Annotated in this window: 21 protein-coding genes; 12 read left to right on the top strand and 9 right to left on the bottom strand. The window is 57.5% G+C overall.

Going from position 1 to position 21096, the window contains the following annotated elements:
* Window positions 1–2: 2 nt before the first annotated feature.
* Window positions 3–176: a DUF4386 family protein gene (locus tag HDF14_RS27710; protein WP_406707251.1), complete on the top strand. Its 174-nt coding sequence runs from the start codon at window positions 3–5 to the stop codon at window positions 174–176.
* A gap of 350 nt (window positions 177–526) precedes the next feature.
* Here the strand turns inward: HDF14_RS27710 and HDF14_RS19865 are convergent, their stop codons facing one another.
* Window positions 527–1771, bottom strand: a complete 1245-nt coding sequence (locus tag HDF14_RS19865) for an IPT/TIG domain-containing protein (RefSeq protein ID WP_183980131.1) — start codon at window positions 1769–1771, stop codon at window positions 527–529.
* A gap of 24 nt (window positions 1772–1795) precedes the next feature.
* Here HDF14_RS19865 and HDF14_RS19860 point away from each other — a divergent pair, with 24 nt between their 5' ends.
* Entirely contained in the window at window positions 1796–2503 is a 708-nt protein-coding gene (locus tag HDF14_RS19860; protein ID WP_183980129.1) for an ATP-binding domain-containing protein, read from the top strand.
* A complete protein-coding gene (locus HDF14_RS19855) occupies window positions 2500–2778 on the top strand; it encodes a helix-turn-helix domain-containing protein (RefSeq protein ID WP_183980127.1) in 279 nt (92 codons plus the stop codon). Before HDF14_RS19860 ends, HDF14_RS19855 begins: the two co-directional genes overlap by 4 nt.
* Window positions 2779–2936: 158 nt before the next feature.
* Here HDF14_RS19855 and HDF14_RS27270 read toward each other — a convergent pair whose 3' ends face one another.
* The 5 genes from HDF14_RS27270 to HDF14_RS19830 all read right to left on the bottom strand — a co-directional run bounded on the left by HDF14_RS27270 (window position 2937) and on the right by HDF14_RS19830 (window position 9306).
* A complete protein-coding gene (locus tag HDF14_RS27270; RefSeq protein ID WP_183980125.1) occupies window positions 2937–4061 on the bottom strand; it encodes a tyrosine-type recombinase/integrase in 1125 nt (374 codons plus the stop codon).
* 324 nt (window positions 4062–4385) lie between these two features.
* Complete coding sequence (locus HDF14_RS19845; RefSeq protein WP_183980122.1) at window positions 4386–5597, bottom strand: ATP-grasp domain-containing protein; 1212 nt, start codon at window positions 5595–5597, stop codon at window positions 4386–4388.
* Window positions 5598–5692: 95 nt separating this feature from the next.
* Window positions 5693–6673 (bottom strand): ADP-glyceromanno-heptose 6-epimerase, encoded by a 981-nt coding sequence (rfaD, locus tag HDF14_RS19840; RefSeq protein WP_183980120.1) that lies wholly within the window; start codon window positions 6671–6673, stop codon window positions 5693–5695.
* A complete protein-coding gene (hldE, locus tag HDF14_RS19835; RefSeq protein ID WP_183980118.1) occupies window positions 6670–8178 on the bottom strand; it encodes a bifunctional D-glycero-beta-D-manno-heptose-7-phosphate kinase/D-glycero-beta-D-manno-heptose 1-phosphate adenylyltransferase HldE in 1509 nt (502 codons plus the stop codon). The genes rfaD and hldE overlap by 4 nt, the downstream gene beginning before the upstream one ends.
* A 60-nt stretch (window positions 8179–8238) precedes the next feature.
* Window positions 8239–9306, bottom strand: a complete 1068-nt coding sequence (locus tag HDF14_RS19830) for a glycosyltransferase family 9 protein (protein WP_183980116.1) — start codon at window positions 9304–9306, stop codon at window positions 8239–8241.
* Window positions 9307–9426: 120 nt separating this feature from the next.
* Between HDF14_RS19830 and HDF14_RS19825 the strand changes: the two genes are divergently transcribed.
* The 4 genes from HDF14_RS19825 (at window position 9427) to HDF14_RS19810 (ending at window position 13330) form a co-directional block, all read left to right on the top strand.
* Entirely contained in the window at window positions 9427–10707 is a 1281-nt protein-coding gene (locus tag HDF14_RS19825) for a GlcNAc-transferase family protein (RefSeq protein WP_183980114.1), read from the top strand.
* A gap of 88 nt (window positions 10708–10795) precedes the next feature.
* Entirely contained in the window at window positions 10796–11383 is a 588-nt protein-coding gene (locus HDF14_RS19820; RefSeq protein WP_183980112.1) for a DUF4254 domain-containing protein, read from the top strand.
* Between the two features lie 188 nt (window positions 11384–11571).
* Complete coding sequence (locus HDF14_RS19815; RefSeq protein ID WP_183980109.1) at window positions 11572–12135, top strand: tetratricopeptide repeat protein; 564 nt, start codon at window positions 11572–11574, stop codon at window positions 12133–12135.
* A gap of 61 nt (window positions 12136–12196) precedes the next feature.
* A complete protein-coding gene (locus HDF14_RS19810) occupies window positions 12197–13330 on the top strand; it encodes a gluconeogenesis factor YvcK family protein (RefSeq protein WP_183980107.1) in 1134 nt (377 codons plus the stop codon).
* A gap of 379 nt (window positions 13331–13709) precedes the next feature.
* Here the strand turns inward: HDF14_RS19810 and rlmN are convergent, their stop codons facing one another.
* Window positions 13710–14891 carry a 23S rRNA (adenine(2503)-C(2))-methyltransferase RlmN gene (gene rlmN / locus HDF14_RS19805; protein ID WP_183980105.1) on the bottom strand — a complete coding sequence of 394 codons (1182 nt, stop codon included), beginning with the start codon at window positions 14889–14891 and terminating at the stop codon, window positions 13710–13712.
* A gap of 136 nt (window positions 14892–15027) precedes the next feature.
* Between rlmN and HDF14_RS19800 the strand changes: the two genes are divergently transcribed.
* From HDF14_RS19800 to lolA, 3 genes are all read left to right on the top strand, one after another.
* Complete coding sequence (locus HDF14_RS19800) at window positions 15028–16344, top strand: M16 family metallopeptidase (RefSeq protein WP_183980103.1); 1317 nt, start codon at window positions 15028–15030, stop codon at window positions 16342–16344.
* 51 nt (window positions 16345–16395) lie between these two features.
* Window positions 16396–16935: a prepilin-type N-terminal cleavage/methylation domain-containing protein gene (locus tag HDF14_RS19795; protein WP_260698420.1), complete on the top strand. Its 540-nt coding sequence runs from the start codon at window positions 16396–16398 to the stop codon at window positions 16933–16935.
* Between the two features lie 71 nt (window positions 16936–17006).
* Window positions 17007–17567: an outer membrane lipoprotein chaperone LolA gene (lolA, locus tag HDF14_RS19790; RefSeq protein WP_313899646.1), complete on the top strand. Its 561-nt coding sequence runs from the start codon at window positions 17007–17009 to the stop codon at window positions 17565–17567.
* Between the two features lie 19 nt (window positions 17568–17586).
* Here lolA and HDF14_RS19785 read toward each other — a convergent pair whose 3' ends face one another.
* Window positions 17587–18096 carry a pyridoxamine 5'-phosphate oxidase family protein gene (locus HDF14_RS19785; RefSeq protein ID WP_183980098.1) on the bottom strand — a complete coding sequence of 170 codons (510 nt, stop codon included), beginning with the start codon at window positions 18094–18096 and terminating at the stop codon, window positions 17587–17589.
* Between the two features lie 269 nt (window positions 18097–18365).
* Between HDF14_RS19785 and HDF14_RS19780 the strand changes: the two genes are divergently transcribed.
* Together HDF14_RS19780 and HDF14_RS19775 are read left to right on the top strand one after the other, a co-directional pair.
* Window positions 18366–19088, top strand: a complete 723-nt coding sequence (locus tag HDF14_RS19780; RefSeq protein WP_183980096.1) for an HAD family hydrolase — start codon at window positions 18366–18368, stop codon at window positions 19086–19088.
* A gap of 52 nt (window positions 19089–19140) precedes the next feature.
* A complete protein-coding gene (locus HDF14_RS19775; RefSeq protein ID WP_183980094.1) occupies window positions 19141–19614 on the top strand; it encodes a (deoxy)nucleoside triphosphate pyrophosphohydrolase in 474 nt (157 codons plus the stop codon).
* A gap of 172 nt (window positions 19615–19786) precedes the next feature.
* Here HDF14_RS19775 and HDF14_RS19770 read toward each other — a convergent pair whose 3' ends face one another.
* The gene (locus tag HDF14_RS19770; protein WP_183980092.1) at window positions 19787–21037 is read right to left on the bottom strand and encodes an Nramp family divalent metal transporter; all 1251 of its coding nucleotides are present in this window, start codon (window positions 21035–21037) and stop codon (window positions 19787–19789) included.
* Window positions 21038–21096: the final 59 nt, after the last annotated feature.

The following is a 21096-nucleotide window of genomic DNA, read 5'->3' as shown; positions in this document are numbered from 1 at the left end:
ATATATCAAGTCGCTGTCAAAGATCGGGATATTTACCGCTCGCACTGCTCGTGTACTGGTCGCGATTTCTGCCGCGCTTTCTGGGCGTCTGGCTCGCCATCGATGGCTTGGCGTGGTTGATTCTGAGCCTTACGGGCATACTGTTGCCGCAGTACCACGACAAGGTGTTTACCTAAGCTCAACCCGCCTCCTTCGGAGAGGTGGCGTTCATGCTGTGGCTTGTCATCAAGGGCGCCTGGTCGCCAGCGCTGGATGCCACAGGCTTATCGTCGACGATTAGTTAGGATGCACTTCATGGGTTGTCGGCAACTCGGAAACAATCTCCGACGATCCGAACTGGGCTTCAAAAGTTCCCGAGAAACGGGTTTTCGGAGATGACGAGATCGAAGTTACCGAAAATCCGACTTTGCGTGAAATATCAGTTGCTGATTGCTTTGGGTGCTTCATCATCGTCTGTTCGGATTCATCACCATGATCTTTCCTCTAAGGCAACGCCTAAGTGCGCCTCTCGTCGACAGCATCTCGCCTATGGCGCCCCAGAGATGTCGCTTCCCTGAAGGATATACAGGGCGCCTACTGTGGTGCCTTCACTCGGCCAGTTCGAAGTCACGAAGGCTAGCCCGTTCGTTCCCCAGCGAACCATGCGCCACGGAGCCCCGAGCACGTCCGGAATGGTGATCGTATTCAGCAGCGCCTGCGTGTTTAGGTCATAGATATTGAGCGTGTACGAGTTAGCTCCATGCCCAGAGTTGGGAACCGTGGTCAAGGGCGTGAGGACGAAGGCTCGCTTCAATGCTGAGTCCGTGGCGAGCAGGGTACCCTCGCCCGAATCGAACTGACCGACCTGCGCTGGCCCGACTGGGTTTGTAATCACACCCGAGTCGCTGTAAAGCAGCTTGGTTCCCGGATCGAAATGAACCTGCAGCCCGAAGCCGCCCCGATTGAGGCCGTTAGCAGGCGATACGCCGGACGGGGAAACGATAACGCCGTAGATTTCCTGCGGCGAAATACCATTTTGCACTTGACCGTAAAGCGTATTCGCATCCGCGCCCCATACAAGACTGCTGAACTCGACTCCGCTTGTGAAGTAAGAGAGCGTGTTCGGACGAGCAGTAGCGTTGTCATAAATTGCGAGAATGCAGGCGCTGGGCCCAACGTTCGTTATGCCTTCCGATACCGCAATCGTTTGAGGACTGCCGGGAGCTACCTTCATCGCTACAGGAAACGCGCAACTACCCTGCGTGCCAACCGTGCCCGTGACTCCAGCCCCCGTTGGAATCGTGAGATCTAATGAGAAAGACGGCAACGAATACCGCTGAACGATTGCTTGGCCTGAGAAGCCCGCATAGAGATAGCTTCCATCGTCAGAGAGGGCAATGGCGCTCGGTTGGTCGGCAACAGGAATCGTCTGCTGAATAGCAGCCGCGGCCGGGTCGATAACGGCAATAGTGTCGGGTGATACGGGATCGCCTGTCGGAACCGAAACGTAAAGCAGGTTGCGTGCGGCATCCCAGGCAAGATCGCTCCCTGAGACGTTGAGCACTTGCATCTGCGCGTGAGCTCCCAGATTTGGAACCACCGTAAAGCCTATCGCATTAGAACTACCTGTTCCCGGACCGTTGCTGACCGTGAGTAGGCTAGCTACTGGCTGGCTCAGCGCTGTCGCCGGAATCGTGACGACGATCTGAGTATCTGAAATGGAGTCTATCAACAAATTCTGATTGTTCCACGTCACCTGAGAGGCCTGCGTAAAGTCGCGGCCCTTCAACATAACCTGCTTGTACCTCGTAGTGAGATGACGGGAGCGGACCGCAGTTGGGCACAGCGGTATCAGATCGACGACATTCTTCACTACTCGCGTGTCTCGAAAGAGACCGGTATTGGGACAAGCGAGTACGCTCAGGTAATCGCGCTGCATAGTCAGGAAAACAGGCTAATAGTTCTGCGGGGCAACCGAGAGCAGACAACCTACAACCCACGCCGTCAGATGGGGGTCACAGTCTATCGCGCGCGGGAGAAGGCGTTTGCCGTCGGTGATCGTGTTCAGTTCACCGCGCCGAATCGGGAGTTGAAGGTTGCAAATCGCGAGCTGGGAAGCATAGACAACATAGCCCCCAGCGGATCGATGCAGCTGAAGCTGGATTGCGGGCGCAGCGTGGAGTTCACAGCGCAGAGCTTTCCACACCTGGACCATGACTACGCCGTCACTAGTCATTCAAGCCAAGGACAGACCGCAGAGCGTGTGTTAATCCATGTAGACACTGAGCTTGGTGCAAAGGACCTGCTGAACCGCCGCCTGGCGTATGTCTCGGTTTCGCGCGGACAGTGGGACGCACAGATCCTTACCAATGATCGCGAGAAGCTGTCGCAGGCTCTTAGTCACGATGTGTCGCACAACAGCGCTTATCAACCAGAGCAAGCGATCCTCGGGGTGCAGCAGAAAATCGGTCCATCCTCCGAGCGGGTGTTGGAGCGGAGCATAGGGTATGGATTGGGTTTGTGAAGAAAGTGAAGTCTCTATCGAAGGAGCAGACGATGCAGGCAATCAACAACGCGTATAAGAAACCATCAGCACGAGCCACCATTCAGCCCGAGGCGAAGCTGCTGGTCAGCCGGGAAGCGGCAGCCCAACTACTCTCGATCAGCCAGCGTGGACTCGATTACCTCCTCGCCAATCGGAGACTGCCAACTAGAAGAATTGGCGGAAGGGTTCTGATCCCGGTGGCTGACCTGCGAAAGTATGCGGGTGGCGATCATCCTGAGAACATCGTGGCTTAGTTACACCCAACCTCATCGTCGACAAGCAACCGATTTTACATCTCCGACAGGTTCGAGGCGCACGGCCTTCCCGTTCGGCCTGCCGGCGCCCAATCCGCCTCATGGATTACGAGGAGTTCGTCAGACTAGCCACCAGCGGCCACGTCAGGGTCGGCAGCCTAGCTCACCCAGTTGAGCACTGCCATGGCGTCCACGACTTGGCTGGGTGCGAAGTGGGCATATCTCATGGTTGACGCTATAGAAGCGTGACCTGCAGCCTCCTGGACCACCTTAAGATGTACTCCAGCTTGTACTAGCCTAGAGCAGAAAGTATGCCGGTTGTCGTGCCACCTATAGTTCGTGATTCCGGCCTCAGCCAACGCTGCCGCCCACCACTTCTTGTTGTCCGACTTCGAGAACACGAAGTCGTCACTATCGTCCTTCCCTGCCCTTCGGTGCACATCCAGTTCTTTTAGGGTAAGGAGCGCCTTCTTCACGTCTTCGATGATGAAGGCATTGCGAGGCTTCCAATTCTTCGTCATAAAAAGCCTCATGATCCGCCTGGAGAAATCCACATCAGGCCATCGCAGATTGAACTGTTCGCTCCGTCTCAACCCCGAGCGGATCGACACGTCGAACTCGATCATTCGGTGAAGCGCTTGCTTGCGCAGCTCCGGATGCCTCTTTGGATCACACGCTGCGATATCTCGGTTGATCACCTCCCGCAGACGCCGCTCTTCGTCTAGCGACAGAAACCTCTCGATCCCTTTCCCGACGTCCTTTAGTGGAACATGCTCAGCGGGATTCACGTCTATCAAGCCCTTCCGTTTCCCGTGCTTGTAGAGCATCGACAAAGTCCCCCGAAGCTTATTGATCGTCGCGTTTGCCAACTCGCGGTCTACCTGAATGCCAACGAGCCACTCTTCGATTTGCGGCGCAGTGATCTCGGCAGCTACCTTTCCTTCAAAGGCTTTGCGAATCTCCTCGATTCGTCGCGGCGGATTCTTCTGGTCCCTATACTCCTCGGGGTGCCCCTGAATGTAAGACAGGAACTCCGCGCAAAGGAGATCCATTGTCGCAATACTCCCAACATTATTTGAAGCTTCTTTCTGACTCTTCGCGCTGGTGGGGAGCCTACCGACGCGCCTAATAACCTTAGCCGCATTCACCCAGTCCACTGCTGCCCTGCGATCTCGCCCGAAGCTCTTACGTACCAACTTTCCTTCCGGAGACCTGTAACGACCACACCAGTTTCCCGGCTCACGTTCATACACACCAATAACTTTTTTCGGTTTCGGCGGCACTCGACACACTTCCTCCGAAGCCCCTCGCCTCGTGAGATGAGGGTGAAGCTCCTGTCCCAGCATACAATTCACAGTGATACTTTTGTGATACTTTTCTCTGGTATCTCTTGCAATTCCCTGCAGGCGACTCTGAACTATTGGAACAGCAAAGCCTTGTTTTTATTGGGTTTAATAATTGAGTTGCAGAGTCATGCTAATCCCGCAAACCATAGAAAAAGGCCTTTAAGGCGTTGGTCCTGGGTTCGAGCCCCAGCGCTCTCACCATAAATCCCTTATAACCAATCACATAGAGTCAATAGCTGCCGGGTCGGTTCAGACGGTCCTCTATGCTGTCGGTTTGTCCGGAGGGGGGACGACCGCGCAGAAGTCCTCGAGAAAGCGGTCGGTGTACTCGGCGATCAAGGTTTCGATACGGTCCGCGGCGTCTGCGCGGAGGATGAGGCCGGCGTGATGATGACGTTCAAGACGGTGGACTACCTCGGGTGCGTCGTAGCTGCTGGTGTCGGGATGCTCTTGCCGCGCGAGGCAGATGACGCTGCCGGCGTACTGGTAGGTCAGGTTTGGCAGCGTGTACTCCATGCCGAGAAGAGTGGCAAGTTCGAGTCTTGCCCACTCGACCCACGGATTGATGCCGGAAGCTAACTCGACAACGTCGGCGATGTGAGCACCGCCAACGCGCGCTGCGGTTTCGAGGAAGTAAAAGCTGCCGTCGGCATCCGACTTGATGAACTCGGTGTGGGTGACGCCGGAGATGAGACCGAGTGACTCGATCACCTGTTTGTGGATGGCATTGAGAGAGAGGGCATCGATCGATTCCCTGTTGAGGGCGCGGGTACTGAAGATGCCGCCTTGATGCATGGTCTGCATGGGCGGCTTGCCGTATCTGTAGGGCGCGCCGAAGAGGACTTTGCCTTTCCAGGTGACACCTTCGACGTGAAAGATCTCGCCAGGGACGAAGCGTTCGAGGACGTAGTGCGACTGGAGGTCGCCGAGCTGATCGAGGATGGGCCAGAGGTCGTCTTGCGATTCGATTTTGCGGATGCCGATGGCGGAGGCGTTGGTGCGAGGCTTCAACAACCATGGTCCGGGTACGTCGCGGAGGAAGCTGTGGAGGTCGTCATAGTTGAAGACGCCGGTGAACTCGGGGACGGGAACGCCTTTTTGCTTCGCACTGACTCGCATGGCGAGTTTGTCACGGAAGTTTCGGTTGAGCGATTCACCCATTCCGGGCAGGCGCATGTGCTCGCGCAGGAGTGCGGCGACTTCGAGGTCGAACTCGTCCAAGGCGACGATGCGGTCGATGTGGTTTGTGCGTGCGAGAAACGTGACAGTGTTCAGGACTTGAGCGGGAGTGAGATTCTCCGGCATGGTGATGAGTTTGGTGAGAGATTCGCGGGGCCAGTCGGCGTGTTCGAGTTTATCGACCGTGAGCAGGATGACGTTCGCGCCGAGGCGGGCCGCCTCTTTGAGAAAACGCTGACCTTTTTCGTAGGTGCTGATGCAGAGAATTGTAGGGTCCCGATGCGTATCAGTCACGGTGGCTCCTGTGGTCGGTTAGGGACAGGCTGAACTCGGTACAGCAGCGTACGCTTGGGCTAGAGTAACTTCTTTTTGGGGCAGCGCAGAACTATTTAGACGGCGGGTTCTTCGGCGAAGGTTTGTTTTACGCCGTCCTCGAGTGTTGTGAAGGGTGTGGCGTAGCCTGTGGCACGGAGGCCGGAGACGTCGGCCTGGGTGTAGTGCTGATAGCGGTTTTTGAGGTCGCCTGGAAAGGGGATGTACTCGATTTTTCCCTGCCCGTGGACCTGCATGAGGGCCTCGGCAACTGCTTTGAAGGTCCGCGCCTGTCCAGTGCCAGCGTTGACCACGATATGCATAGGCTTCTTGGGGCTGTCGGGGAGAAGGCCAGCGAAGAACATGTTAATGCGGGCGAGGTCTTTGACGAAGACGAAGTCGCGGCGTTGTTCGCCGTCGGCGTAGCCGCCTGAGCCTTGGAACATGCGGATGGTCCCGGTGTCTTTGAGCTGTCGAGTGAAGTGGTGGATGACGCTGGCCATGCGGCCTTTGTGCTGCTCCCGTGGGCCGTAGACGTTGAAGTAGCGGAGGCCGACGACGGTGCACTTCATGTCGTGAAGATGGCGGCGGACGTAGTTGTCGAAGATGAGTTTGGAGTAGCCGTAGATGTTTAGGGGACGCTCGTTAGCGGAGAGTTCGGTGAAGCTGGTGCTGGCCCCGTATACCGCGGCGGTGGACGCGTAAATCAGGGGGATCTTGCGGTCGAGGGCGAAGTGCAGCAGTTCCTTGGAGTAGGTGAAGTTGTTATCCAGCATGTAGCGGCCATCGTCTTCGAGGGTGTTGGCGCAGGCGCCCTGATGGAGGATGGCCCGGATTCTGGTGTTCTCGAAGTCGCCAGCTTTGAGAGCTGCGCGGAACTCGCGCTTGTCCATGTAGTCGGCGTATTCTGCACCCGCGAGGTTGAGGAACTTCAGGCCGGTGAGGTTCGGGGCTGGGGCGAAGTTATCGACCAGCAGGATGTTGCGCTCTCCTATTTGATTCAACTGTTGGATAAGGTTGCTGCCGATGAAGCCTGCTCCGCCGGTAACGATGATCACTTCTGGGTCTCCTCACTCACGGCAGGGCTTGCTGTGAGCTTTTTTACGATGTTGGTGGTCGAGAAGCCTTCGACGGTGGGAACGATCTCGACTCGGCCGCCGCCTGCGATTACATCCTCGTGTCCGACTACGGTTTCGATGGTGTAGTCGCCGCCTTTTACAAGCACGTTGGGCTTCACGGCGCGAATGAGTTCGAGGGGCGTGTCTTCTTCGAAGAGGACGACGGCATCCACCGCGGCGAGGGCGGCCATGACGCGGGCGCGTTCGCGTCCTGAGACAATAGGACGGGTTGGACCCTTGAGACGGCAGACGGATGCGTCAGAGTTGAGGCCGAGAACGAGTTTTGAGCCGAAGCGGTGACAGTCTTCGAGCAGCGTGATGTGGCCGACATGCAGGAGATCGAAGCAGCCATTGGTGAAGACGATGGTCTCGCCCGAAGAGCGCCACTCGGCAATGCGGAGTTTGAGGCGGTCGAGGTCGAGGATCTTTTCGCCGGCCGTGAGCCCCGAGCTGGGGGTGAGGACGGCGACCAACTCGTGAGCCGCGATGGGCACGGTACCGACCTTGCTGACTACGATGCCTGCGGCGAGGTTGGCGAGCTCCACGGCGGTCTCGACCGTCAGGCCGCCGGCGATGCTAGCGGTTAGAGTCGCAATGACTGTGTCGCCAGCTCCTGAAACGTCGAAGACCTCGCGGGCGCGGGCGGGAGAGTGATAGATCCCGGGTTCGTCCGCTGAAGGAGTGCGAAGGACGTTGATTCCCTTTTCGCTCATAGTGACGGTAAGGAACTTGAAGTCGTGTTCAGCGACCAGGGCTCGTCCGGCGATGAGAAGTTCTTCCGTGTGATGCGATGGGATGCCGGTTGCTGTTGAGAGTTCGCCCAGGTTCGGGCAGACGGTGGTGGCGCCGGAGTATTTGCTGAAGTCGGGGGTCTTCGGGTCGACGAAGACGGGAATGCGGGCGGTGCGGGCGGCGCGGATGACAACTTCACAGAGGGAACGCGTGAGAGCGCCTTTGGCGTAGTCGGAGAGGATAACGGCGTGGACCTTGGTGACGAGTTCGGTCGCACGTTCCTGAAGGCGTTGAGCTTCGGCGGCGGGAAAGGGATCGCGGCTCTCTATGTCCAAACGTAGGAGTTGCTGCATGCGGCCGACGATACGGGTTTTGGAGATGGTGGGGAGCGAACTTGAGACGACGCCGGTAGTGTCGATGTTGGCGCGATCGAGGATTGCGGCTAGTTCTGTCTGCTCGGCATCGCTTCCCCAGAGACCCGCCAGGAAGGTCTGGCAGCCGAGGCCGGCGAGGTTCATGGCTACGTTGGCTGCTCCGCCAGCGCGCTCGTAGCGCTGAGCGTGGCGGATGACCGGAACCGGGGCCTCAGGAGAGATGCGCTCGACCTCGCCATGGATGTAGCGGTCGAGCATGATGTCACCAATTACCAAGACTTTGAGTTGACTGAAGCCGCCCTCAAGCAGGTTCAGGATCGAGTGAAGTTCGGGCAGCATGAACGAAAAGATCTCCCGCGAACATCATCGCATCTTTGAGCGAACGTGCGTTCTCCCGGGTTAGCCGAGGACGGCGCGAACCTCGGTGATAACCTCGTCCACCGTGATAGAGGTTAGGCATCTCTTTTTTTCAATGATGCAGGTCTCGAGACCGCAGCCCCAGCAATCGGTCTGGTGATAGACAATGCGATGCTGCTTACCGTAGGGGAACCAGACGCGAGGCTTATTGCGGGCGGCGAAGATCGCAACACACGGAGTTTGAACGGCTGCGGCGAGGTGCATGGGGCCGCTGTCGTGACCGACAAAGATACGGGCCATGGCGAAGACGGCTGCGCTCTCGCGCGGACTGAGCGAGCCGCAGAGGTTGATGACCGGGGTGGAGGAGCTTTGTTTCCAGCCGCCGGCCGTGAAGTCGCTGGCTTCGGCCTCCTCAGAGGCTCCGCACAAAGCGAGAGCGTGGTTGGGATACAGGGGTGCGAGGCGCTGTAGGAGTGCTCGCCAATTTTCGCGGCCCCAGTCCTTCGACTGCACCTTGGTACCAACGCTGACTGCGATCACAGGCATGCCTGCGGCGGCGGCAAGGGCTTCTTTTGCGCGGGCATGCTCGGCGGCAGTGAGGCGGAGATCCCAGCTTGCGGGATCCTCGAGGTGGGCGTCTCCCAGCTCGGACAGATTGCGGGTAAGACGCGCTCCTTCGGGTTCGAGGGTCTGGGTTTGCTGCTCCCATCGGTTTTGCTGCATGTCCTCGGTAAGGGGAATGCCGATGAGATGTTTTATTCCGCAGAGACGGAAGAACTGCGCGTCGCGACGGGCTGACTCGACGCCTCGGGCAGAACCCACGTAGACCAGGACTTGTGGCCGCCACCGAAGGAGCTGCCACCAGAGGGAGATAAGTTCGCGAGGGCTGCGCATGCCGACGACGTAGCGGAAGTAGCTGTGTACGAGATTGCTGTGTTCGAGGATGGCTGCGGCGGCTGGGGCTTTGACGTTGACGGGGAAGTTGGTCAGCATGCGGCGTTCTGCCTGCGGGAAGGCGCGAGCAACGAGATGGAGGGCCGGTAGTGCGATGAGTGTGTCGCCGAGGCTGCCGAGGCGATAGATCAAGACCCGTTTCGTGGAGATTGCCATTGTCTGTCTTTAGTCTGCTTGGTTCGGCGACTTAGGGCAAATAGGACGAAAGGGGGAGACGGGGTTTGCTGGTTTCTGAATCGGAGAGCCTGATAGCCTGATCGAGCGAGAGGTCTGGTTTTGAACGAGACGAACAACCTGATTTTTGTGTCGATCGCGGCGTATCGCGATCCGCAACTTATTCCTACGATTGAAGACTGCATTGTGAAGGCGCGGCATCCTGAGCGGCTTCGGTTTGGTATCTGCTGGCAACACGATCCCCAGTCGGATACGTTGCCGCTTCGTAACGACGATTGCTTCAGGATTCTAGCGATTGACTGGCGCGAGAGCCGGGGAGCTTGCTGGGCCCGGTCGGAGGTGATGAAACTCTGGCGTGGTGAGGATTGGTTTCTGCAGGTCGATTCGCATTGCCGCTTTGCGTGGGAATGGGATGCGAAGCTGATCGACGAGATGAGGCAGACGGAGAGCTCCAAGCCGATTTTGAGTACCTATGCTGCACCTTTTACTCCCGGGGGAGACGAGGTGCTGGTCGAGGGGCCACTGCAGATGGCATTTCAGGGCTTTACCGAGGATGGCATTCCGCATATGAAGCCGATGGCGATAGCGGATTGGCGGAGTTTGACGAAGCCACGACGAGCGCGTTTTCTGTCTGCGGGTTTCCTATTTGCGCAGGGTGGTTTTGTGGATGAGATTGGATACGATTCTGAACTGTATTTTCTGGGGGAGGAAGCAGCCATGACCCTGCGCGCTTTCACCAGCGGGTATGACCTGTTTCATCCGGGGGAGACTATCGTCTGGCATGACTACGGCAGGCCGAGGGCTCCGAAGCACTGGGGCGATCACGTGGAGGAGAACCATGAGGGCCGTTCGTGGCGGGAACTGGATTTGCGAAGCCGAGACAAGGTGAGGAGGCTGCTTGCGGGGCAACCGGTAGAGAGCTACGGACTCGGGTCCGCGCGGAGCCTGGAGGACTATGAGGCCTATGCGGGACTATCGTTGAAGCTGCGAAAGGCCCAGGATTACACCGTGCGATGCGGGGAGCCGCCTAATCCTGAGGCAGCCATCGACTGGACTGGAGAGATCTTTCCTTGGATGGTTCGGATTACGTTTGATCGCGGCGCTCTGCCGGTTGCGGCCTTTGACGATCCTGAACTTTGGTATGTCGGGGTGCAGGATGCGGATCACGTCGAGATCTACCGCCAGGATGTTCCCTCATCGGAATTAACTTCGCTCCGGACCTCAGAACCGAAGATCGTTCTAGTCTGTGAGTTCGAATCGGGGTCGGTTCCCGCATCGTGGACGGTTTGGCCAGTGAGCCGCTCCCTGGGATGGCTGAGCAGGATTGAAGGCACTCTGGGAGATGAGGATTACACGATCGTCGTTGACGACAATACTGAATGAGATATACGCGGTGTATTGAGTGCAAACACATTGCGGCGTTTGCGATTCACATTGCCGCAACTGGTACAGTCTTTGGTTGGGAGGGCCTATGCTCGACGCACTTTTGATAACGCGGATGCAGGAAGACATGACGGCTGGCCTGCATGAGACAGAGAACGAGGTGGCCATTGCGACGGGGGCGGATGGGTTGATGGCGTTGGCGATGGCACAGCATCGGGCTAACTTCGATCTCTGGCATGGGGAGGATAATGCACGGGTTCCGGACGCGCCGGACGCGGAGATCGTGAGGGTAAAGCATGCGATCGATACGCTGAACCAGCGACGCAACGATCTGGTAGAGAAGATGGATGTGTGGCTGATCGACCGACTGGAACAGGATCCGGCCGCCCCACTGCACTCGGAGACGCCTGGCCTGATGATCGACCGGCTTTCTATCCTGGCGTTGAAGATCTATCACACACACGAGGAAGCTCACCGGGCGAGCGCGACAGAGGAGCATCGTTCGCGAAATGCGAGCCGACTGGCATTGCTCGAAGAACAGCGTGACGATCTGGCGGCTTGTCTTGATGCGCTCTGGAGTGACGTACTGGCTGGGAGGCGGAGATTCAAGCTCTATCGGCAGATGAAGATGTATAACGACCCCGAGTTGAACCCGGCGGTATATGGTCGCGTGTAAGGATGGCCCGGTGTGCCGGTTTGGGTGGATAGTTCTGACGCGAATGATGATGATACCGATAGGTTGTACGGACGTGGGGTTGACCTGACGGCCAGGTCTGCGTATAAAACCGACACGAGAACAAACAAATTTTGGGGCACCCGTTAGAATGGGAGAGCTCAGAAACGCCTTAGGCGACAGGAACTACGATGGCTCAGACAAAAACAGCAGCAGCACCAGCAATAAAGCGGGTCCCACGCACGATCGCTGGAACTATTCCTCAGACAAACGACAATGCCCGGGCGCAGCTGATGGCTCACTACGAAGCAGCTCTGCGATTGATGCAGGAGGGCAAGTACGACAAGGCCCATGCTGCGTTCGACAAGATGCTGGCCGCCGGCGCGGGTGAACTGGGCGATCGCGTCCGCATGTATGCCACTGCATGCTCGCAGCAGATGACGAAGGGCAAGAATGACTTCGCAAACTGCGAAGAACAATATGACTATGCGATCTCCTTGCTGAACGACGGTCACTACGAAGATGCGCGAGAGCACTTTACCTTGATCCTGCAGGCGAACGAGAAGGCGGACTATGCCTTTTACGGTCTGGCGGTGCTGGCCAGCATGACTGGCGACTCTCATCGCTGCCTGGAGCATTTGACCGAGGCTATCCGGCAGAACCCACGGAACAGGATCCAGGCAAGAGCGGATTCGGACTTTCAGGATATGGCTGACGATCCGCGCTTTACGGAGCTGCTCTATCCCGAGGTCTAAGCGCGATTTGCAAACCGGTACAGCGGCCGCGTCGTTTAGGCTTGTGTAGGAGAACCTGCGCATGCCTTCGCCTAAATTGACCGAATCGAAAGACAAAGACCTGCGAGTGGTTGCCATCGGCGGGGGCACGGGCTTGTCCACGCTTTTGCGGGGGCTGAAGCGGTATGTGGTAACTCCGGAGCGCAGGAGAGGGATTCGTCTGGGCGAATCTGCAAGGGTCGAGAGGCCTCCTGTGCCGCCCTGTCCCGAGGCGCGATGCATCATTCGGGAGCTTTCCGCCGTGGTGACGGTGACGGATGATGGCGGGTCTTCCGGGAGATTGCGCGAGGACTTCAAGATGCTGCCTCCGGGAGACATCCGGAACTGCCTGGTCGCCCTCTCCGAGGATGAGCATTTGCTCTCGCGATTGTTTCAGTATCGCTTTGAACATGGTGATTTGGAGGGACATAGCTTCGGCAATCTTTTTGTAGCTGCTTTGTCGCATATCACCGGAGATTTTGCGCAGGCAGTGCAGATGTCGTCGCAGATATTGGCCGCGAGAGGCAAGATCTACCCTGCGACGAATACGAACGTGACCCTGGCGGCGAATATGGATGACGGCTCGCTGGTGCGAGGCGAGACCAATATCACGAAGAGTAAACGCAGCATTGTCGAACTGCGATTGGAGCCGGAGTTGGCGGACCCGCTCCCGGAGACGTTAGAGGCGATTGCGAATGCTGACCTGATTACGCTGGGACCGGGCTCGCTTTATACGTCGCTGATTACGAATATGCTGGTTCGCGGCATCCCTGAGGCTTTGGCTGCGTCGCCTGCTACGAAGGTATTTGTGTGCAACCTGATGACGCAGGCGAACGAGTCGCTGGGACTGACGGCTTCTGAACACATCGAGAAGATCATGCAGCATGCAGGCAGCGTTACGGCTCCTATCTTCGACTACGCGCTGATCAACACGGGGCAGATCTCCGCAATTCGACTGGAGCAATACGCTCGCGAGGGACAACAGCCGATCGAGCCTGATCTCGACAGGGTGCGGGCGCTGGGCGTCGAGCCGGTTACAGGCAACTTCGTTCACGAGGGTGACGTACTGCGGCATGATTATGACCTTGTGGCGGAGCGGCTGCTGGGGTTGGGGATGGAGCGTCCGTTGGCGGTTGCGGGTGCGGGTGTCGGGCAGGTATCCCCTCCCCGTACTTAGTGTGTGCAAAGTCTTCAAAGATAATGGGTTAGGTCTGGACTTCCGGGTGCACTTGTCCCTCCTTACGGTTTAAAGGCAAATGCCCCGACTTGAGGTCGGGGCATTGTTTTGTTCTATATCCAGTATAACGTGTGGAGTAGAACTTATACGCCACGTCTATCTCCCTGTCTGGCAAGGAGTTCTGGCGTTTTGGGGATTGACAGCTTTCTAAAGACCGCGTCCTGCCGGACGGGCCTCCTGCGCGGAGGGCGGGCGTTTGCACGCCTTTTTAAAGCTTCGCCTTGTCCTCCCGTTGGTCGGAATTCGCGACCACGCGAAGCGGTATACACGTCACGAAGTGACCGCCCTCCGCGTAGGAGGCCCCGTCCGGGAGGACAGCTTAGAGCGTGGCAATCTCGATGAGGGGCGTGGGAGGTGGGGACTCGAGCGTGCGTTTGAGCTGACCACAGGCAGCGTAGATGTCGCGGCCGCGGGGCTTGCGGATGAAGGCGGGGATGCCACCGTCGCGGAGACGTTTTTGGAAGATGCCTACATCCTGTGGGGTGGGCTCGTGGAAGGGCATGCCGGGGCCAGAGTTCCAGACGATGAGGTTGATTTTGGCGCGGAGATTTTTCAATAGGGCGATCAGTTCGTCCGCGTGTTCGCGCTGGTCGTTGATGCCACCGAGCAGGACGTACTCGAAGGTGATGCGTTCACGAGGACGCAGCGGAACAGTGGAGATGGCTTCGAGTAGAGCGGCGATGTTCCATTTGCGAGTGATGGGCATAATGGACTCGCGGACAATATCGTTGGAGGCGTTGAGGCTGACGGCCAGCTTGGGGCGGACGGTCTCTTGAGCGAACTGTTCTATACCGGGCAGGATGCCGGAGGTGCTGACGGTCATGCGGGACTCGGGGATGCGCATGGGGCCAGTGAGAAGGCGGACGGCGTCCATAAAGCTCATGTAATTCAAAAATGGTTCGCCCATGCCCATGAAAACCAGGTTGATTCGGTCGCGTCCGACTTCAACGTTGTGGCGGTTGAGGACCGCAGCAACTTGTCCGGCTATCTCGCCGGGGGTGAGGTTGCGGCGGATGCCGAGTTTGGCGGTGAGGCAGAACTGGCAGTTGACGGCGCAGCCCACTTGGCTGGAGATGCAGATGGTGGCACGCTTGTAGTCGTCGTCATCGTGCGAGGGATGCTCTTCCTCCTCGGCGGCCTTGGTGCCGTCGCCGCGCTCGCCACCGTCGCCTCCGGGCATCCAGACGGTCTCGACGGTCTCGCCGTCGGCCATGCGAACCAGGTAGCGCTCGGTACCGTCGATGGAATGCGCGGTCTGGAGGAGCTCCGGAAGGCCGACGGTGTGGCCTGCGGCTTTGAGCTCCTCGCGTAGGGCGGCTGGGAGGGTGGTGATCTGGTCGAGCGAGGGGACGCGCTGAACGTAGAGGGCCTCGCAAAGCTGGCGTGCCCGGTAGGCAGACTGATTGAGGCTCTCCATCAGACCGGTCAGCTCTGAAAGCGAGGCTCCAAAGAGAGATTTTATCTCAACCTTTAGATTTGAAATTTCTTCTAAATTGCTCATTATTATAAGTTAATTTATTTTTATCAAACTGATTAGAAGCTTGAGATACTGCCGGAGCATCTATATAAGTCTACTCCGATAGGTACGAAAGATGGCGCAGGCGGCGCTGTGAAACAATGGAGTCTGAAGGAGCCTCATGTCTGTAACGATGGTAGAAGATGTCGTAGTTTCGAAGAATGCCTCTCGGAATATCCGCAAAACTGTTTTGTCGAATGGTTTGCTGGTACTGACCGAGAAGATGCCTCACGTGCGCAGTGTCTCGATGGGGGCCTGGGTTGGGTCTGGGTCGCGAGATGAGGCGGCAGAGGTGAATGGGATCTCGCACTTTGTCGAGCATATGGTGTTCAAGGGCACGACCTCGCGGTCGGCGCAGCAGATTGCCCGGGAGGTGGACACGATTGGAGGCAATCTCGACGCGTTTACCGGGAAGGAGACAGTCTGCTTCAACATCAAGGTGCTGGATGAGAACGTGGCGCCGGCGCTGGATGTGCTGTCGGACCTGGTGTTGCACCCAACCTTTGCGCCTGAGGACGTGGAGCGCGAGAAGGGCGTGATCTCGGAAGAGATCAAGATGGACGAGGATAATCCGGATTACCTGGTGCACGAGGTGTGGACGCAGAACTTCTGGAAGGGCGACGCGCTGGGACGTCCGATTCTGGGAACCGTCAAGACGGTGAAGAGCTTCGACCAGCAGACGCTGCTGAACTTTTATGCGGGGCAGTTTACGCCGAGGAATATGGTGTTTTCGGCTGCGGGCAACCTGGAGCACGATGCCTTTGTGGCTCAGGTGGAGAAGGAGTTTGGCTCGCTGGCTGCCAGCGGGGATAGCGTGCCGACGAAGGTAGCTGCGCCGAGGGCTACGCCGCACATTACGTTGAAGCGGAAGAAGTCGCTGGAGCAGGTTCAGTTGTGCCTGGGGATGCCGGCGCCTCCGGTGAATGATTCGCGGCGTTATGTGGTCTACCTGATGAACACGATGTTGGGTGGCGGGATGAGCTCGCGGCTGTTCCAGACGATTCGCGAGGACCGGGGGCTGGCTTACTCGATCTACTCGGAGATGAACCCGTTCCGCGATACCGGCTCGCTGTGCGTGTACGCGGGAACCTCGGTGGATAAGACGCAGGAGGTGTTGCAGCTTACCCTGCAGGAGTTGCGGCGTCTGAAGGAAGAGACGGTCAGCGAAGTGGAGTTGAAGCGAGCCAAGGATCAACTGAAGAGCAATATGGTGATCGGGCTTGAGAGCTCGGGCAGCAGGATGGCGAATCTCGCGCGGCAGCAGATGTACTTTGGACGATTCTTTGGCGTGGACGAGATTATGCAAGAGATTGAAGCCGTATCGACGGCCGATGTGCAGGTTCTGGCGCAGGAGCTGTTCCGGCCGGAGATGATGGCGTTGACGCTCCTTGGAAATCTTGGCACGATGGAGATCGAGCGGGAAGATTTGGCCTGCTAGTTCCCTGCTGATAGAGTTTGTTCGGTGGTAGAGAACGAGAATTGCCGAGGATTGAAAAAGACAATGAATGCACGGGACCGGTTGCGCGCAGGGCTACAGGTACGACGGAACGAAGATGGATTTACACTGATCGAACTGCTGATCGTGATGTCGGTGATGCTGATCCTGATGACGCTGGCGGTTCCGCAGCTGTTGAAGCTGAGGAAGCAGGCGCAGGAGACGTCGGCGGTCCAGTCGCTGCGAACGATCGGACAGGCGGAGCTGCAGTACAACTCGGCTTACCCGGCGAATGGGTTTTCTTGTTCGTTGCCGACGCTGGGTGGCGATCCGAAGTCTGGCGCGCCGACGGCACAGGCGGCGCAGCTGATTACGCCGGATTTGGCGAGCGGGCAGAAGGCTGGCTATACGTTCGCAATCACTAACTGCACCAAGGTGACGGTGAACAATCAGGATATGTACACGTCGTTTGAGATTACGGCGGTGCCGAACTCGATTGGAAAGACCGGCGACCGCGGTTTCTGCACGGACGAGAACAACACTATCCGCTACGACCCGGCAGGTGGAACCAACTGCACACAGCCTATCCAGTAATGTGGGCCAAGGCTGTCTTAGTCGCGTCGTTCTTGTGCGCTCCGCTGGTTGCGCAGGAGAACGACGCGTTGGTGCGTAAGGTCGACGATCACTACAACCATCTGAGTTCCCTGCGGGCTCATTACACCGAGAGCTATGCGGGGATGGGGATGAATCGCTCGGAAGAAGGTACGCTGCTACTGAAGAAGCCGGGGCGGATGCGGTGGAGCTACGCTGCGCCTGTCGGTAAGGTGTTTGTGCTGGATGGGAAGTTCGCTTGGTTTTATACGCCAGGGGATGCTCAGGCGACGCGGGTGCCAGCGAAGCAGTTGGATGATCTGCGGTCGCCGCTGCGGTTTTTGCTCGGGCACACTCAGCTGAAGAAAGAGCTCGACAACCTGACGGTGGCTGCGGATGGAGCGGGTTTTCGGATCTCGGGCGTGCCGAAAGGGATGGCGCAAAGGGTGAAGTTGTTGTCGCTGTGGGTGACGGCAGGTGGGGCGATTGAGCGGATGAAGCTCGAAGAGGTGGATGGTGCGGTGACGGAGTTTGCTTTCTCGGGGATGCAGGAGAACGTGCCAGTGAAGGATGCGGACTTTGCGTTCGTTCCGCCGGACGGGGTCAGCGTGGTGGAGGGGTTGCCGCCGATCTAATGGCGGCTCCCACTGGGCTTTAGGCGATTACGGCTTTGCCTGCTTCGCCGACGTCGACTTTGCCGCCGGTTGCAGCTGCGGCGAGGTATTTGATGCCTCGTACGATCTTGCTGGAAGAAGCTTCCCAGTAATCAGCTTCGGTGATGTCGACGCGAAGGACTGCGATGTTGGGATCGTCTTCGCCGGCGGGAAACCAGGCTTTGTACATCGAGTTCCAAAGTTCGTGAATTTTGGCCCGGTCCTGACTGACGTAGGCGCGTCCTTTGGCGGAGATGTATTTTGCGTTGGCAGCGTCGGAAAAGACGAGAGTGGCGTGAGAGTCATCTTTGATCTCGTGAACCTTCTCGGACTTTAGTGGGGTCAAGAACCAGACGGTACCGTCGAAGTTTTTGATGTGGGTTGCCATAGGACGGCTTTCGAAGGAGCCGTCTTCTCCGGTTGTGACAAGCATGGCAATCGGAATGTCTTCGATGAGTGAACCAATTTTCTTGAGACCTTCAGTGCCGGTAAGTTGTTTGAACTCGCTCATAAGTGCTCCTCGACCCGTTGAGATGCCTCAAGCGATTAGTACGTTTGCGTAGGAACGAGCTTCGCAGCTGCAAGATCAAAAAAAGGTTAAAGTTTGTGATATTTTCCGAACAATTTACGTCTTTCAGAAGATCTTTTTAGATATTTCAGACGTGACTGCGATCAGAAGAGGGCGATGTTTGGGTAGAGCGAGTAGTAAAATTGAAGATATAACCGTCGACGCATTTGCCAACGCGCGGAAGAGACGCGCAGAAAAGTAGAGTTAAGATCGTGAGCCATATTGTTTCAGTGAATCGCCTGAGTACGTCGGAGTTTCATTCGGCGGTTTATTCCCTCTCTCCGTCCGTTGCCGTGTTTGATTGCGATGGAACGCTTTGGTCGGGAGACGCCGGAACCGGCTTTATGAAGTGGACGATCGAGACGGGGCTTGTCTCGCGAGAGGCGACGGACTGGATCGACTCTCGATATCGCGGATATATGAAGGGTGAAGTGTCTGAGGTGGCGATCTGTGGGGAGATGGTGCAGATGTACCAGCGGCTGCGCGAAGACGAGCTGCGGCGGGCGGCGAAGAACTTCTTTGCCAGCCAGATTGAGCCGAACATCTTTGCCGAGATGAAGGAGCTGGTGGACGAGCTTCGTGGCAAAGGAGTCGATATCTGGGCGGTAAGCTCGACGAATAATTGGGTGATTGAAGAGGGAATGAAGCGCTTTGGGATTCCGGCTGAGCGGGTGCTGGCGGCTCGGGTACAGGTGAAGGACGGGGTGGTGACCGATACGATTCTGGATGTTCCGACAGACGAGGGCAAGGTGGCATCGCTCAAGCGGGCGGGTGTGACAGCGCCGGATGCGGTCTTCGGGAATTCGGTCCACGACGCGGCGATGCTGGCCATCGCACGACGAGCGTTTCCCGTAAATCCTTCCGCGGCTCTGTCTGAGCGAAGTGCGCAGGAAGGCTGGCCGGTTTACTATCCTGCAACAGTTCGTCCGGCCTAAGTAAAGCGAATAGAAGCTTTTGGGCTGCCAATATCGTCTAATCTGTAGTCAGGTGAGAGAGCCGATCCGCAAACTCGAGGAGCATGTTGAAGCCACTGTACAGAAGCCAGTCCGATTGGTGGTTGCGGCTCTGATTCTGCGTGGGGAGCCGAGTGAAGGCGGCCGTGGACGCGAAGTATTGATCTGTCAACGGAAACCGGACCAGCCGATGAGTCTGAAGTGGGAGTTCCCGGGTGGGAAGATCGAGGCCGGTGAGACGTCGGAGGACGCTCTGGCTCGCGAGCTGAATGAGGAGCTGGGAATTACGGCAGTGATCGGCCGGCGAGTGGCGCGGGTGAGGCACAAATACCGGAACGGCGGGGCGATTGATCTTCAGTTTTTTGTGGTGCAGGAGTTCGATGGCGCGCTGGAGAACCGAATCTTCAACGATATGCGATGGGCTCCATTGACGGAGCTGCCGGGCTATGACTTTCTCGCGGCAGATCTTGGGTTGATTCGGGATCTCTCAGAAGGCAAGCTGCTGTAGGAGTGATCTGTTTTCAATTGGTGTCGAACGCGGAAGAGACACTGCGAGAACAAGCAGCATAGCCGAGAAGAAGAGCGAAATGCCGGGGATTCTCCACTGCGGCGGCAAGAGCGCCGCCTCCGGTCGAGATGACACGGTTTTGGAGCTGGATAAGAAAAACAAAACCGGCGGTCTAGCCGTGAAGTGTATTCCAGACGAGGATGAGCGAGAGAGTTGTGACGATGACGACGGTCGTCCATGCGATGACGTTGAACCAGGGCTTGTTGGTGTAGCTGCCCATGAGGTCGTGCTTGTTGATCAACTTCAACATGAAGACCAGGACCAGGGGCAAAAGAATGCCGTTTAGCACCTGCGAGAGGATGCTGAACTTCACCAAGGGAAAGTTCGGGACGAGCACGATGGCCGCGCCCGCGAAGAGCAGCACGCTGTAGAGCCAGTAGAAGAACTTCGCGTCGTTGAAGCTCTTATCCAGACCACTCTCGAAGCCGAGGCCCTCGCAGACGGTATAGGCGGTCGATAGGGGAAGGATCGACGCTGCAAAGAGGGACGCGTTGAAGAGGCCAGCAGCGAAGAGAATGAAAGCATATTGGCCTGCCAGCGGTTTCATCGCACCAGCGGCATCTGACGGGTCGGAGATGTGGCGGATGCCGTGGGTGTAGAGGGTGGCGGCACACGCCACTACGATGAACCAGGCCACAATGTCGGTGAAGATAGAGCCTACGATGACGTCCAGTCGCGAGGTTTTGTACTTGCGGATGCTGACACCCTTTTCAACGATGGAGGACTGTAGATAAAACTGCATCCATGGAGTGATGGTGGTGCCGATGACTGCGACGGTTGTGTAGACGTAGTCCTTGTCTGACCAGACGTTGCGTGGAGGCAGCTTGACTGTCTCCACCATAGCAAGATGCCAGTCAGGGCCGCTGAGGACGCCGGTGATGATGTAGGCGATGTAGAAGACGCTGGCGATAAGGAAGATCTTTTCGACGCTCTTGTAGTCGCCCTTGACCACAAGCACCCACACGATGGCCGCGCAGATGGGGACGCTGAGATATTTGCTGACGTGAAAGAGCTGCATGCTGCCTGCGATGCCGGAGAACTCGGTGACCACGTTGGTAAAGTTGACCGCCACCAGAAGGATCATGATGACGAAGGTGATGCGGAGCCCGAACTCTTCGCGGATGAGGTCGCTGAGGCCTTTGCCGGTGACTACGCCCATGCGGGCGCACATCTCCTGCACGACGATGAGCGCGAGGGTGATTGGGATCATCGTCCACAGAAGTGTGTAGCCGAACTGCGCGCCCGCGGCGGAGTAGGTGAGGATGCCGCCCGCGTCGTTGTCCACGTTGGCCGTGATAAAGCCAGGACCAAGCACCGCGAAGATGAGAATGAGTCGGGTTCTCCAGGTGCGCCAGGCGCTCATTGCTTATCCTTGTGTGCGGACGAGTGAGGTGAAATTTGTGCTTTTGGGGAGGACCTATT

The organism is Tunturiibacter gelidiferens, from assembly GCF_014201335.1.
GTDB lineage: Bacteria > Acidobacteriota > Terriglobia > Terriglobales > Acidobacteriaceae > Edaphobacter > Edaphobacter lichenicola_E.
This window is presented reverse-complemented; position numbering and strand designations above follow the sequence as displayed.